Source organism: Capnocytophaga canimorsus, from assembly GCF_002302565.1.
GTDB lineage: Bacteria > Bacteroidota > Bacteroidia > Flavobacteriales > Flavobacteriaceae > Capnocytophaga > Capnocytophaga canimorsus.
This window is the reverse complement of record NZ_CP022382.1, coordinates 2,275,404-2,289,801: the sequence shown is the minus strand read 5'-3', so window position 1 is coordinate 2,289,801 and position 14,398 is coordinate 2,275,404. Positions and strand designations below refer to the sequence as shown.

General features: G+C 36.5%; 13 protein-coding genes. 7 read left to right on the top strand and 6 right to left on the bottom strand.

What is annotated here, in order from left to right:
• The first annotated feature begins 72 nt into the window (after nt 1-72).
• Nucleotides 73-423 (top strand): aspartate 1-decarboxylase, encoded by a 351-nt coding sequence (gene panD, locus CGC47_RS10105; RefSeq protein WP_013996765.1) that lies wholly within the window; start codon nt 73-75, stop codon nt 421-423.
• On the top strand, nt 424-1,392 hold the full coding sequence (locus CGC47_RS10100; RefSeq protein ID WP_095900311.1) for a lysylphosphatidylglycerol synthase transmembrane domain-containing protein: 969 nt from the start codon (nt 424-426) through the stop codon (nt 1,390-1,392). It abuts the gene before it with no gap.
• A 116-nt stretch (nt 1,393-1,508) separates the two neighbouring features.
• On the opposite strand, the gene CGC47_RS10095 is transcribed toward CGC47_RS10100, so the two are convergent.
• Nucleotides 1,509-2,792, bottom strand: a complete 1,284-nt coding sequence (locus CGC47_RS10095) for a Glu/Leu/Phe/Val family dehydrogenase (protein ID WP_041999785.1) — start codon at nt 2,790-2,792, stop codon at nt 1,509-1,511.
• A 524-nt stretch (nt 2,793-3,316) separates the two neighbouring features.
• Between CGC47_RS10095 and CGC47_RS10090 the strand changes: the two genes are divergently transcribed.
• From CGC47_RS10090 to glmM, 4 genes are all read left to right on the top strand, one after another.
• Nucleotides 3,317-5,503: a glutamine synthetase III family protein gene (locus CGC47_RS10090; protein ID WP_095900310.1), complete on the top strand. Its 2,187-nt coding sequence runs from the start codon at nt 3,317-3,319 to the stop codon at nt 5,501-5,503.
• 395 nt (nt 5,504-5,898) lie between these two features.
• Entirely contained in the window at nt 5,899-7,653 is a 1,755-nt protein-coding gene (rho, locus tag CGC47_RS10085; RefSeq protein ID WP_095900309.1) for a transcription termination factor Rho, read from the top strand.
• A 170-nt stretch (nt 7,654-7,823) separates the two neighbouring features.
• The gene (locus tag CGC47_RS10080) at nt 7,824-8,669 is read left to right on the top strand and encodes an SAM hydrolase/SAM-dependent halogenase family protein (protein WP_041999782.1); all 846 of its coding nucleotides are present in this window, start codon (nt 7,824-7,826) and stop codon (nt 8,667-8,669) included.
• A 13-nt stretch (nt 8,670-8,682) separates the two neighbouring features.
• Nucleotides 8,683-10,083, top strand: a complete 1,401-nt coding sequence (gene glmM, locus CGC47_RS10075; RefSeq protein WP_041999779.1) for a phosphoglucosamine mutase — start codon at nt 8,683-8,685, stop codon at nt 10,081-10,083.
• Between the two features lie 140 nt (nt 10,084-10,223).
• On the opposite strand, the gene CGC47_RS10070 is transcribed toward glmM, so the two are convergent.
• On the bottom strand, nt 10,224-11,129 hold the full coding sequence (locus CGC47_RS10070; protein WP_095900308.1) for a S66 peptidase family protein: 906 nt from the start codon (nt 11,127-11,129) through the stop codon (nt 10,224-10,226).
• Between the two features lie 61 nt (nt 11,130-11,190).
• Here CGC47_RS10070 and CGC47_RS10065 point away from each other — a divergent pair, with 61 nt between their 5' ends.
• Nucleotides 11,191-11,718 (top strand): porin family protein, encoded by a 528-nt coding sequence (locus CGC47_RS10065; RefSeq protein ID WP_041999776.1) that lies wholly within the window; start codon nt 11,191-11,193, stop codon nt 11,716-11,718.
• A 17-nt stretch (nt 11,719-11,735) separates the two neighbouring features.
• On the opposite strand, the gene CGC47_RS10060 is transcribed toward CGC47_RS10065, so the two are convergent.
• The 4 genes from CGC47_RS10060 to CGC47_RS10045 form a co-directional block, all read right to left on the bottom strand.
• Complete coding sequence (locus CGC47_RS10060) at nt 11,736-12,326, bottom strand: DUF3109 family protein (RefSeq protein ID WP_041999773.1); 591 nt, start codon at nt 12,324-12,326, stop codon at nt 11,736-11,738.
• Between the two features lie 234 nt (nt 12,327-12,560).
• Nucleotides 12,561-13,163 (bottom strand): thioredoxin family protein, encoded by a 603-nt coding sequence (locus CGC47_RS10055; RefSeq protein ID WP_095900307.1) that lies wholly within the window; start codon nt 13,161-13,163, stop codon nt 12,561-12,563.
• A gap of 64 nt (nt 13,164-13,227) precedes the next feature.
• A complete protein-coding gene (gene aat / locus CGC47_RS10050; RefSeq protein ID WP_041999770.1) occupies nt 13,228-13,842 on the bottom strand; it encodes a leucyl/phenylalanyl-tRNA--protein transferase in 615 nt (204 codons plus the stop codon).
• 27 nt (nt 13,843-13,869) lie between these two features.
• Nucleotides 13,870-14,268 (bottom strand): DUF3127 domain-containing protein, encoded by a 399-nt coding sequence (locus CGC47_RS10045; RefSeq protein ID WP_041999767.1) that lies wholly within the window; start codon nt 14,266-14,268, stop codon nt 13,870-13,872.
• Between the last annotated feature and the right edge of the window lie 130 nt (nt 14,269-14,398).

Here is a 14,398-nt window from a genome sequence, read left to right as displayed (position 1 = left end):
AGGATTGAATTTATTTTTCTACTTTTGCAACCAATTGCTTTTTAGAAAAAGTAACGAAATCAGAAAGCTAAAATGAATATAGAAGTACTAAAGTCAAAAATACATCGGGTTTCGGTTACAGGTGCCGACTTGGATTACATAGGCAGCATTACGGTAGATGAGGCTTTGCTTGATGCGGCCAATATGATTGAAGGCGAAAAAGTAGCCATTGTAAATGTAAATAATGGCGAACGCTTTGAGACCTACATTATTAAAGGAAAACGCAATTCAGGCGAAATCACCTTGAACGGACCAGCAGCCCGACGTGTACAACGTGGCGATATTATCATCATTATTTCTTACGCCACAATGGATTTTGAAGCTGCAAAGACTTTCAAACCTTGGATTGTTTTTCCTGATGAAAAAACAAATCGTATTGCATAAGTGAGTAAAGCCATTAAAATATTAAAGTTATTTTTTCCGTTGGCTTTAGGGGTTTTCTTGTGTTGGTACACCTATAGTCAATTTAGTGAAGAACAACTTTCCGAAATTAAACAAAAGTTTCTACAAGCCGATTATTTTTATATTGGCTTATCGGTTTTCTTTGGATTTTTAAGTAATGTATCTCGTGCGCTTCGTTGGCAATTATTATTGGCTCCCTTAGGGTATTCGACCCGATGGAGTAATCGGATAATGGCTGTTTTTTCAGGCTATCTGATAAATATTACCATTCCGCGTTCGGGTGAAATTTCTCGTGCCTTAGTAATCAATCGGTATGATGGAGTACCTTTTGATAAGGCATTTGGTACCATTATTTCGGAACGGGTTATTGATTTACTATTATTACTTTTTTTTACATTATTAGCCTTTTTAATTCAATTTGATGTTATTAGCCATTTTTTATTGGATAAAATTCCGTTTACCAAATTGATTATTGTCTCTTTGATACTCATTGTAGGGGGAATTTTTTTAGTCCGATGGGTATTCCGGTCGAATAGTCGTTGGGTTGGGAAATTTCGATATTTTTTAAACGGACTTAAAGAAGGCATTCTTGTTATAGGCAAACTTCAAAAACGAAAATGGTTTATTTTTCACACATTGTTCATCTGGTTGATGTATCTGTTGATGTTTTATGTAGCATTTTTTGCATTACCCGAAACGACTGATGTTGCGTTTTCTACGGTAATAACTGCCTTTGTAGTAGGGAGTTTTGCAATTGCTTTTACCAACGGCGGATTTGGCTCATATCCTTTCTTTATTGCAGAAATTTTATCCCTTTTCGGAATTGCTTTAGTAGCAGGCACTGCCTTTGGTTGGATTGTTTGGGCTTCACAGTTTTTTATGATCTTGTGCTTTGGTGGACTTTCCTTTGTACTTCTTCCTTGGACAAATCGCTCAAATAACAAAAAGTAAATTTATTCGTAGTAAGATAGTCGTTTTTTATGAGGATTTTTTAGCTCACGTAAAGTTTTATAAAAAAACTCCGCAATTCTTAAAACTGCGGAGTTGGATTAACAAAATATCAACAATTAAGGGAATACGCCTCTTTCTTTATAAACTTGCTCTAATCTTTCCAAAGCAACGATATAAGCCCCTGTTCGGTAATCGGCGTCATATTTTTCAGCACAAGCCACCACATTATCAAAAGCCGTTTCAATTTTATCTTGAATTTTATCAAGAACCTCTTCTATTTTCCAGATTTCGGCACGCTTGTTTTGCAACCACTCATAGTAAGAACCGATAACTCCTCCGCTATTACAAAGAATATCTGGGATAATTGCTATTCCTTTTTTCAAAAGTACCTCTTCAGCGGCAGCATCAGTAGGTCCGTTAGCCCCTTCAGCAATGAGCGATGCCTTGATATCATTTACATTATTTGTTGTAATTTGATTACCCAAAGCAGCAGGAATCAAAATATCACAAGCCGTTTTCCAAAAATCAGCATTTTCAATTTTTTGAGCATTCGCAAAACCTGCTACACCTCCTTTATTATTTTTAGTATGCCCTAACAAAGCCTCAGGATCAATACCTTTGGATTCAGAAATAGAACCAGTATGGTCTTGAACAGCAATAAGTTTAGCACCTTCTTTACTTAAAAAATGAGCTGCCCAATACCCTACATTACCAAAACCTTGAACAATATAGGTTTTTCCTTTTAAATCAACATTATTTTTCTTTGCCCATTTTTTAATGGCTGTAACTACCCCAAAGCCCGTTGCTCGGTCTCTACCAGCCAATCCACCCGAAACAACAGGTTTTCCAGTAACAACGTGCAGATTATTGGAACGCTCAGCAGGTGATTTTGAAGAAGCATACGTATCTGAAATCCAAGCCATAATTTGAGCATTGGTGTTTACATCAGGAGCAGGAATATCATAATCAGGACCGATATTATCCCCTAAGGCATAGGTAAAACGACGTGTAATTCGCTCCAACTCTCCTTTTGAGTATTTGGTTGGGTCAATCTGTATTCCTCCTTTTCCACCTCCATAAGGCAATCCAGCAATGGCTGATTTCCAAGTCATCCAAGTAGCCAAAGCCCTTGCTGCATCAATATCTACTGTGGGGTGATAACGCAACCCTCCTTTATAAGGGCCTAAAGCGTTGTTGTGTTGTACACGATACCCTGTAAATACTTCAATAGACCCATCATCCATCTTTACTGGAAAGTGAACTACGATTTCATTTTGTGTAGCAGCTAAAATTTTACGAACTCCCGCATCCAAATTCATTTTATCGGCAGCTTTGTTGAATTCATGCATGACATTTTCGTACATGCCTGTCCTTTTAGTTTCGTTTTTTTGATTGCTCATAATTTGTAATAAATTAAAAAGGTAAAATTATATAATATATCTGAATAAACAAACAATCCTTTTATTTTTTAAAATCCTTTAGCAAAAACAGAACATTACTTCATTATTAACAAAAAATTTACATTTAAAAACGAAAAATAGAACTTAAAAATACAAATTCCAACTCATTTCATTAGGATTTTTTCATTTTGAAAAACAAAATAATAAAACACTAAAAATAAGATACTTAAAAACAATTCAATACTTGGGTTAATCATTTCTCATAGCAAATTAAAATCGAAAACAAACGAAATTGACCGAAATAAAACGAAAAAGAATCTCAAGAATGATAATACATCTGCAAAATCTGATTTAGTAGCTTACAAATAACAAAATAATGAATCAAAAACAGAACACCCCTACCTTAAACCTTAAAAAAGTCATTTTTATACCTAATTTTACAATAACACCCCTTAAAAATAAGGGGTACATTTTGCAATTTATCTATTTTTATTACTTTTGCACCTAAAAAAATACATCACAATATGCCCACTTTAAGATTTCACGCCTTACGGGAAATAGGAAAAAGAAAACCCGTAGTAATTACTGAGAAAGGACGTCGCTCCGAACTATTTGGCAAAAATGTTTTTAACGAAGAAGCAATGCGTCAGTTTATGACCGATGAAGCTTTCAATAGTGTAATGAACGCTATCCGTTACGGAACTAAAATCGACCGAAAAGTAGCCGACCAAGTAGCGGCTGCTATGCGCGATTGGGCTATTTCAAAAGGTGCTACACATTACACCCATTGGTTTCAACCCCTAACAGGTACAACGGCAGAAAAGCACGATGCTTTTTTCGACCCCACAGGTAGAAGCAGAGCCATTGAAAAATTCGGTGGCGGACAATTGGTACAACAAGAGCCCGACGCTTCAAGTTTCCCCAATGGAGGTATCCGAAACACCTTTGAAGCTCGAGGTTATACCGCTTGGGACCCCACCTCTCCTGCCTTCATTTGCGGAACAGCGCTTTGTATCCCTACCATATTTATATCCTACACCGGAGAAGCTCTCGACAATAAAACTCCGCTACTTAAAGCATTACAAGCCATTGACCAAGCAGCAACCGAGGTGGCTAAATATTTTGATAAAAACGTTACAAAAGTCACCGCCACCTTAGGCTGGGAACAAGAATATTTCTTGATTGACAGAGCCTTAGCAAGTACTCGACCCGACTTGATGCTCGCCGGAAGAACCCTACTCGGTCACGCCCCTGCCAAAGGGCAACAGCTTGATGACCACTATTTTGGCTCAATACCAGGAAGAGTACTTAGCTATATGCGTGACTTAGAACAAGAATGTTTACTTTTAGGAATACCCGTAAAGACACGCCATAACGAGGTAGCACCCAATCAGTTTGAATTGGCTCCTATTTTTGAGGAAACCAACCTTGCCGTTGACCAAAACTCATTGTTGATGGACATTATGAATAAAGTTGCTGAACGGCACGAATTTGTAGTACTCTTCCACGAAAAACCCTTCGCAGGAATTAACGGCTCGGGTAAGCACAATAACTGGTCACTGGCAACCGATACGGGCGTAAACCTACTTGCACCAGGCAAAACCCCAATGAAAAACCTACAATTTTTAACTTTTTTCATCTGTGCGATAAAAGCCGTAGCCGAATACGAAGAATTGCTTAGGGCTTCGGTAGCTTCAGCAAGTAACGACCATCGTTTAGGGGCACACGAAGCACCACCAGCCATTGTTTCCGTATTCATCGGTGAGCAATTGACTAAGGTATTGGACGAATTGGAAGGTGTTTCGCACGGAAAACTATCTCCAGAGGAAAAAACCGATTTAAAACTCAATGTAGTTGGAAAAATACCCGATGTGCTTTTAGATAATACTGACAGAAACCGAACCTCATCTTTCGCATTTACAGGTAATAAATTCGAGTTCAGAGCCGTAGGTTCAAAAGCAAATTGCGGCAAACCTATGACGGTACTTAATACCATTATGGCAAAACAACTCATCGAATTTAAAAAGGAAGTTGATGTTTTAATCGAAGAAAAGAACTTTAAAAAAGATGAAGCCATTTTCAATGTACTTCGTGAATATATCAAAACCTCGAAAAAAATTCGTTTTGAAGGCGACGGATATAGTGAGGCTTGGGAAAAAGAAGCCGAAAAACGCGGATTAAGCAACAATAAAACTACTCCAGAAGCTCTTAAAGCGAATATATCTAAAAAAGCAATTGATTTATTTGAGGAGTTAGGGGTTATGACCCGCGTAGAAATTCAAGCTCGATACGAAATTGAGTTAGAAGAATACGCTAAAAATATTCAAATTGAAGGACGATTATTAGGAGATATTGCTCGAAATCACGTAGTTCCAACAGCTGTGAAATACCAAAATACACTTATTGAAAATGTAAAGGGACTTAAAGAGATTTTCGGTGAAAATTACGAAGAAGTAGCCGCCGAGCAAATCGATTTAATCAAACGTATTTCAAAACATATAAAATTGATTCACAGCAAAATAAATCAAATGATTGAAGCTCGTAAAAAAGCTAATAAATTGGAGTCCGCCCACGATTTAGCTACGGCATATTGCCACGAGGTAAAACCTTATTTTGATGAAATTCGTTATCATTGCGATAAACTTGAAATTATGGTAGATGATGAGCTTTGGACACTCACTAAATACCGCGAAATGCTTTTTACACACTAAAAAGCATATCATATGTAATATAAACAACAGAAGAATACAAGTGTAAGTATTCTTCTGTTATTTGTTTTCTTATCCAAAAACTCGGTTTAACTATTTTAATCTTTTTAAGATTTTCAATTCAGCTCCATAAAAATCAATATAGTTATACAAATAGTTAAATTATGACTTAAAAATGGAGCCATAAAACAGGGAGTTTATCCGCCTCGAAATAAAAAATTAAGCTAAAAGTATGTTTTTCACAGAAAAATTTGTAATATTGCATCGCGCTTTAGTCAATTATTCCCAATGTTCTTGTTCTGGGAGTTGTTTTGTTACTTCAATATAGGCAAAACTTGTTCATAACCAACTTCGTAGGCTAAAGCATCCTAAAAACTAACAACATCATTATTTATTAAATGTTTGAAATTATTGACCTCAAATCAATGCGACTTTCTGAATTACAGGAAATCGCACAAAAAATGAAGATTTCGAAATTCCGAAGTTTTAACAAATTGGACTTAATCTATCAAATCTTAGATCATCAGGCAGCAAATCCTGATACATTAAAAACAGAAAACAAAGCGGTTACTCCTACAACTTCTGAAAAAAATTCAGAAGCTCAACCTCCTGGTAAAGCTCCAAAAAAACGAGAAAATTTTGAAAAGAAAACCGAGGAAAACAAAACCCTAACAAAAACAGATGAACACTTGGAAAAACCCAAACGCGGGCGAAAACCTAAAAAAATTACCGAGACACCCCTCCCTACTCCAACGGTTGTAAATTCTCAAAAAGAAACAACCAAAAATGTAAATCCTTCGGAAAACACGGAAAAAATAGAAAACAAAGAACCTGAAAATAAACCTTTTAATGATAATCCTCAAAAGGAGAATAAAGAAAATAAGGATAACAAAACCAATAAAAAATTCCAAAAGAAAAATTTTCAAGGAAAAAATAACGGAAAGAACAACTCCAATAACAACACATCTAACACACAAAATCAAACAGAGAACTTCGACAAAGAAAAGAAAAATCGTTATCGTTCGCCTGATTTTGAATTCGATAGCATCGTAGAATGTGAAGGTGTTTTGGATATTATGCAAGACGGATATGGTTTTTTACGCTCCTCGGATTACAACTACTTGAGCTCGCCTGATGATATCTATGTTTCGCAATCTCAAATCCGACTTTTTGGGCTACATACTGGTGACACGGTCTTAGGTACTGTTCGCCCACCTAAAGAAGGGGAAAAATATTTCCCTTTAATTAAAGTCATCAAAATCAACGGACACGACCCACAAATTGTTCGTGACCGAGTTTCCTTTGAGCACCTAACACCGCTTTTCCCTAACGAAAAATTCAAGTTAGCCGAACAAAATAGCACCATATCCACCCGAATCATTGACCTATTTTCACCCATTGGCAAGGGACAACGAGGTATGATTGTTGCCCAACCCAAAACGGGAAAAACAATGCTATTGAAAGATATTGCCAATGCCATATCACGAAATCACCCCGAAGTTTACCTTATGGTGTTACTCATTGACGAACGTCCTGAAGAAGTTACCGATATGCAGCGTAGCGTAAGGGGAGAAATCATTGCTTCCACTTTCGACAAAGAAGCCTCCGAACACGTACGTATTGCCAACATTGTGTTGGAAAAAGCAAAAAGACTGGTAGAATGCGGACACGATGTGGTAATTCTGTTGGACTCTATCACACGATTGGCTCGAGCTTACAATACGGTACAACCTGCCTCTGGGAAAGTGCTCACTGGTGGGGTTGATGCTAACGCACTACACAAGCCCAAACGCTTCTTTGGAGCCGCTCGAAATATTGAAAACGGAGGTTCATTAACCATCATTGCTACAGCGCTAACCGAAACAGGTTCAAAAATGGATGAAGTGATTTTTGAAGAATTCAAAGGAACTGGAAATATGGAATTGCAGCTTGACAGGCGTATTGCCAATCGTCGTATTTTCCCTGCTATTGACCTAATTTCTTCTTCTACTCGTCGTGATGATTTACTTCTTGATGAAAAAACATTACAACGGATGTGGATAATGCGCAAATATTTAGCCGATATGAATCCTGTAGAGGCTATGGAATTTATGGAAAACCGCATCAAACAAACCAAAAATAATGAAGAATTTTTAATCACGATGAATCAGTAAAAACAATACTATTACATTAAAAATAGGTATGTAGATTACTATCAAATTACAGACAGCTCAATGTTATTCTTTGAGCTGTTTTTTTATTCCAAAATCTGTAACTAAATCATAATCGGATACCATATTTTTTGTTACCTTTGGCATAGTTTTTACAAAAATCAAAATCAACAATGAGCATTATCACCCTTACAACCGATTTTGGAGAGCGGGATTTTTCGGTGGGCGCACTAAAAGGAGCACTTTATCGGCTGATTCCCGAAGCTCGTATTGTTGATATTTCACACCTGATTACACCTTTCGATATTTTACAAACAGCCTACATTTTAAAAAGTGCTTATCCGCATTTTCCTAAAGGGAGTATTCATCTTATTGGGGTTGATGCAGAACCGACCCCCGATAAAAAACATCTTGTAATGCAATTAAATGGACATTTTTTTATAGGTGCTGACACTGGAATTTTCCACCTGCTAAGTGGAGAAGATTCCGATGCCGTTATTTACCAATTAGAGACAAGCCCTATTAACAATTGTTTTTCTGTACTTTACGATTTTCCGAAAATCATTTCAAAAATCTATGCAAAAACTCCTTTAGATAAAATAGGAAAAAAAACAGAAAATCACTTCCGAATGAAGCATTATGTTCCTGAAATTGCAGCAGATAAATCGGCAATCTATGGTAAAGTTATCTATATCGACCACTACGGAAATGTAGTTAGTAACATTACACAAACACTTTTCAATGAGGTAGGACAAGGACGAAAATTTGAAGCTATTTTTAGTAGCTACAAACTCGAAAATATACAAAAAAGCTATGCAAGTATTGTTAATTACAATCTCCCTAAGCATCAAAGAAAAAATATGGATGGTGAAAAGTTGATGCTTTTCAATAGTAACGGACTTTTAGAATTAGCCCTATACAAAAGTAATCTGAAAACCGTTGGTGGTGCATCTACCCTAATGGGAATTACGTATTTAGACCAAGTAACAATTATTTTTAAAAACAACAATAACAAATAAAAACATATTAAATATGACTTTAATTAAATCAATATCAGGTATTAGAGGCACCATAGGTGGTGTCCCTGAGCAAAATCTGACCCCCATTGATGCCGTAAAATTCGCTGCCGCTTATGGCACTTGGCTCAAGTCACAATCGAATCAAGAAAAAATTAAAGTGGTTGTTGGGCGTGATGCACGTCTTTCAGGGGAAATGATTCAAAATTTGGTTACTTATACCTTAGTAGGATTGGGAATCGACGTAATAGACCTCGGGCTAAGTACCACCCCAACGGTAGAGGTTGCCGTTCCTATGGAAAAAGCCAATGGTGGAATCATTTTAACCGCCAGTCACAATCCTAAACAATGGAATGCTTTAAAACTATTAAATGAAAAAGGTGAGTTTTTAAGCGGAAAAGAAGGAGAAAAAATACTAAAAATAGCTGAAGCCAATGACTTTAACTTCGCTGAAGTAGATCATTTAGGCAAAATTCAAAAAGACGATTCGTATATTGAAAAACATATCCAAGCCGTTTTAGAGCTTCCTATTTTAGACCTTGAAGCCATAAAAAAACGTAAATTCAAAGTAGTCGTTGATGCTGTAAATTCCACAGGAGGAATTGCCATTCCGCAACTTTTGGAAAAATTAGGCGTAAACATAATAAAATTGTACTGCGAGCCTAATGGGCATTTCCCACACAACCCAGAACCTCTAAAGGAACACCTTTCGGATATTTCTCAAAAAGTAGTTGAGGAAAAGGCCGATTTCGGTATTGTGGTAGACCCCGATGTTGACCGATTGGCTCTCATTTGTGAAGATGGCGAAATGTTTGGAGAGGAATATACTTTGGTGGCTTGTGCCGACTATGTGCTAGGAAAAACCTCTGGTAACACGGCCTCAAATTTATCTTCCTCACGTGCCTTACGAGACATCACAGAAAAACGCGGAGCAAATTATTTTGCATCGGCTGTAGGCGAAGTGAATGTGGTAGAAATAATGAAAAAACATCAAGTCATCATTGGAGGAGAAGGCAACGGAGGAATTATCTATCCTGAGCTCCATTACGGACGTGATGCACTTGTGGGCGTAGCCTTGTTCTTATCACTATTGGCTACCCGAAATGTGTCTTCAGTAAAAGAACTCCGAGAGAGTTACCCTGCCTATTTTATGAGCAAAAACAAAATTGAGCTTACTCCTGAGGTAAATGTTGATGCTATTTTGATACAAATGGCAGAAAAATATAGTAATGAAAACGTAAATACCATTGACGGAGTAAAGATTGATTTTGCAGACAGTTGGGTACATTTAAGAAAATCAAATACTGAACCTATTATCCGCATCTATACAGAGGCAAAAACTCAAAAACAAGCAGATGAATTAGCTCAAAAAATCAAATCCGAAATCGAAAATTTTGGCGTAACCCACAAAAATTAGCTCTTCTGACGCTCTAATTTAAAAAAGATATTGATTTTAAGAATCTTCCTTATACTAAACCAAAAACACGGCTTTTAAGCCGTGTTTTTTATGATTTTTTTTAAAAATTATGATAGTGTTATATTCTGTATATCAATACACTACATTAGTATTTGGCAGTCTTTTCCATCGGTGCAAAGTTTTATCTTTTTACCTAAAATGAAAGCACGATTATCGTGAATATGTCCTGAAGGTACATCAAAAACAATAGGAAAATCATAATCCTTAGTATTTTCCAAGATAATTTCGGCAACTGTTTTTCCGTACGGACAAGCATTGTCGTGCATTTTGGTAAAACTCCCTACCAATAGTGCTTTTAGTTTTTTTAACTTCCCATTACGTTTCAAATTGAGCATCATTCTATCAATATGATACAGATATTCATCCAAATCTTCCAAAAGTAAAATTTTTCCGTTAGTATCAATATCCGAAGGAGAACCTAATAAACTATATAATACGGATAAATTCCCTCCCACAACAATACCTTCCAATTCTTGTTTAGTATGCGTGGATTGGGTATCTTCCCATTGATAATGATTGGGTTGACCGCAAAGTACGTTAAGCAAAGAAGATAATGCTTGTGGCGTATTTTCCAAAATATTGATGGGCATTGTAGCGTGGAGGGTAGCCAACCCTATATTGTGTATGTGGCTATGTAAGGCAGTAACATCAGAATAGCCAATAACCCACTTCGGATTTTTTCTCAAAGGGGAAAAGTCAATCTGATCAAGTATTTGTGCGGTGCCATATCCACCTCTGGCACACCAAATAGCTTTTATATTGGTTTTTTCTAACATTCTTTGAAAATCTTCAGCTCGTTGCTCAGCAGTACCTGCAAATTGCCCATCAGTCAATGTGAGTGTACGCCCTAAAACAGCATTAAATCCTTGTTTTTCAATCCATTTAATAGCTGGATTAAGCTCATCAACGGTAATCTTTCGGGCGGTGGAAAGTATCCCTATGACATCTCCTTGTTGTAGATTTTTAGGAATTTGATATGTTTTCATTAACATATATCTCTCTTTAATTTTTTATTTTTGCTAAAATAATAACTAATTCAATAATCAAATGAAAAAAATTATTTTATTTTTCGGCTTTTTAGCCACAATTACAGTAGCCTCAGCACAAGGTACTTTAGAGAAAGGAGCTACTCAGTTAAATGCGGGATTTGGTTTTTCCAGTTGGGGAATTCCTGTTTATGTGGGCTTGGATTACGGCATTGCCGATGACATTACCATAGGCGGTGAAATTTCTTTCAGAACTGATTCAAAGCGTTATCACGAAACAAAAGTCACTTACAATGGTTTAGGGATTGGCGCCAATGGAAATTACCACTTCAATCGATTGTTAAATTTACCCAACGAATTTGATTTTTATGCTGGAGTAAACTTAACCTACTATAATTGGACAAGCAATGTTTCTGGTGGAAGTTATTCAGGAAGCTGGGCTTACGATTCTGGGTTAGGCTGGGGATTGCAAACTGGTGGACGCTACTTTTTTAGCAATACCTTCGGAGTAAATTTAGAATTTGGCCTAGCAGGAGCATCAGGAGCCACTGGTTCTGGCGGAAAAATAGGTATCACTTACAAATTCTAAAATACAAAAGGGAAGTTTTACTTCCCTTTTTTTATATGTTCTTTATTAAGTAAATCGGCTACCGTTTCCAATTCAGCATACCATTCTTTGCCAAACTTACGGATAAGCGCCTCTTTCACAAATTTATAAACAGGCACTTGAAGTTCCTTACCCAAAGTACAAGCATCGCTACAAATATGCCATCGGTTATAATTTACTGCTGTAAACGAAGTATATTGCTGTAAACGAATAGGATACAAGTGACAAGAAATGGGTTTTTTCCACGAAATATCACCCGCATTATACGCCTTTTCAATGCCACATAACGCCCAACCTTGCTCATTGCGAATGACGTAGGCACACTCGCCTCCATCTATCAAAGGTGTTTCCCAATCTCCATCTTCTCCTTTTATGTAAACTCCTTGTTGCTCAATAGCTTTTCTACCGGATTCTGTGAGATAAGGAGCTACACTAGGGTAAACCGACTCCATTATTTGAAGTTCGTTAGCTTCAATAGGAGCTCCTGCATCTCCCTCAATACAACAAGCGCCTTTACAAGCATTCAAATTACATACAAACTCATTATCAAGAATTTCCTCCGAAACAATTGCTTCGCCAACCTGTATCATCTGCTTTATTTTTTGAAAAATACACCATCGAAAGTGATATAAAAGTATAAACAACTAAAAAACCGTTTCTGTCAAGGCGAGAAAAACAGGTATGTGAACAAAACTTAATTAACTAAGACTTCTACTTCGCTCAGCTTAACATTAAAAGTTACCATCATACTTTTTGCACCACAACCAATAATGCTTTTTTGACATTTTTAATTTTTTACAACACACTGTTTTAACTCAAGAAAATCATATTTTCTTCAAAATATGGATAAAATCATCCACCAAAGTATTTCCTTTGTCTTGATTATACCATTTTTGTAAATCTTCCTTAAACTCAGCTGTTAATGAACCGTGTTCTGCTTTAAAATCTTCTACCATTTGAGTAGCCACGGAAGGGCGAGAACCCCAGTGTACCAATACATTACCGGCTTCATCTAAAAATACAACTATCGGAATTGCCTTTCCTCCATTAGTCAAAAATAAATTCATTAAAGCCTCATTTTCATCTCGGAATACCAATTTGAAAGTAAATTTTTCATTAAGCTCAGCAATTTTATTTACCACAGGAAGGCTTTGTGCTGCATCTCCGCACCAGAATTCAGTAATGGCTAAAAAGGTAATTTTTTTGTCAAATGTTTGAAAGAATTGAGCCTTTTCTTGTGAAATTTTTATGGTTTTATCCAAACGTTTGCTACGCTGCTCGTTCATAGCTGTGTACTTAGCCAAATTTTCATCATTAGGAACAGGTCCGCTTGTTTTTTTTTCTGCAACCAAATTAGCAGATAAGTCACGATAATCACTGTAAGCGATTGCTTTTGTTAAGCTCTGTTTTACAATATCTTGCATCATTATATCCTTTTAATAATTCTCACGCAAAGATACAAAACAAAATCAATTGCTATATACTTCTCTTTTAGGAATATTTCTCAAGAAGATTCAAAAAAGTACTACGAGGAATTTCTTCAGCCCCCATACTTGCTAAATACTCAGTATATACTTGACAATCTATTAGTTTAATATTCGGATGGTCTTTAATAAAGGTGATAAATCCGTATTGAGAAGCATTACTTTTTAAGCTAAACATACTTTCACCACAAAATACCTGGTTTAAAGTAACCCCATAAAGCCCACCTACCAATTTATTTTGCTGCCAAACCTCAACCGAATGTGCGTGCCCTAGATGATGTAGTGCAATGTAAGCCGATATCATTTGAGGTAAAATCCAAGTGTCATCTTGTCCCCTTCGCTTTACGGAAGCACATTGCTTAATAACTTGCTCAAAACATTGATTGTAAGTAACATCAAAAGGCTTTTTCCGTAAATGTTTCTGCATATTTTTAGAAATATGAAGACGCTCAGGAAAAAGTACCATTCGTGGATTAGGTGACCACCATATTATAGGGTCATTGGCATTAAACCAAGGAAAAATACCTTTACGATAAGCCTCTATGAGTCGCTCAGTGGAAAGTTCCCCACCTAAAGCAACAATCCCTTCTACTGAAGCCATTTCAGCAGGAGGGAGAGGCATATTTTCATATAGAATTTTCAATATTACTTAAAAAGGCAAATCGTCAAAGTCGTTATTCCCATAATTATTAGTAGGCTCGAAAGCATCTGCTGGAGGCGCGGGTGGAATAGGTGGCGGTGTTTGCATACCCATATTCTGATTTTGAGCTACTTCCATATTTTCAATGCGCCAACCTTGCAACGAGTTAAAATACTTAGCTTCTCCTTGCGGATTTATCCATTCACGACCACGTACGTTGAAACTTATCTTGACCAATTGCCCAATTCTATAATTATCCAATAAGGCACATTTGTCTTGAGTAAACTCAAAAACAACGTGTTGCGGGTATTGCTCCTCTGTAGTTATCACAATTTCACGCTTTTGAAAACCATTGTTACCAAAGGTTTGCACTGCAGTGATGAGTTTTATGCGTCCTTGTAAATCCATACTTTTAATTTTTTGCTTTTTGTGTGGCAACAAAAATAATATTTTTAATTGATATGTTTGACATTTATTTTGATTTTTTAAGCGCTTCCTTTTAGCATTTGGGTTAGCTTAAATAATGTTCTAAAAGTCA

Bases quoted from the DNA above. Each gene is read 5' to 3' on its own strand.
- panD (WP_013996765.1), top strand. From the start codon at position 73: ATGAATATAGAAGTACTAAAGTCAAAAATACATCGGGTTTCGGTTACA.
- CGC47_RS10095 (WP_041999785.1), bottom strand. From the start codon at position 2,792: ATGAGCAATCAAAAAAACGAAACTAAAAGGACAGGCATGTACGAAAAT.
- CGC47_RS10090 (WP_095900310.1), top strand. From the start codon at position 3,317: ATGCCCACTTTAAGATTTCACGCCTTACGGGAAATAGGAAAAAGAAAA.
- rho (WP_095900309.1), top strand. From the start codon at position 5,899: ATGTTTGAAATTATTGACCTCAAATCAATGCGACTTTCTGAATTACAG.
- CGC47_RS10080 (WP_041999782.1), top strand. From the start codon at position 7,824: ATGAGCATTATCACCCTTACAACCGATTTTGGAGAGCGGGATTTTTCG.
- glmM (WP_041999779.1), top strand. From the start codon at position 8,683: ATGACTTTAATTAAATCAATATCAGGTATTAGAGGCACCATAGGTGGT.
- CGC47_RS10070 (WP_095900308.1), bottom strand. From the start codon at position 11,129: ATGAAAACATATCAAATTCCTAAAAATCTACAACAAGGAGATGTCATA.
- CGC47_RS10065 (WP_041999776.1), top strand. From the start codon at position 11,191: ATGAAAAAAATTATTTTATTTTTCGGCTTTTTAGCCACAATTACAGTA.
- CGC47_RS10060 (WP_041999773.1), bottom strand. From the start codon at position 12,326: ATGATACAGGTTGGCGAAGCAATTGTTTCGGAGGAAATTCTTGATAAT.
- CGC47_RS10055 (WP_095900307.1), bottom strand. From the start codon at position 13,163: ATGATGCAAGATATTGTAAAACAGAGCTTAACAAAAGCAATCGCTTAC.
- aat (WP_041999770.1), bottom strand. From the start codon at position 13,842: ATGCCTCTCCCTCCTGCTGAAATGGCTTCAGTAGAAGGGATTGTTGCT.
- CGC47_RS10045 (WP_041999767.1), bottom strand. From the start codon at position 14,268: ATGGATTTACAAGGACGCATAAAACTCATCACTGCAGTGCAAACCTTT.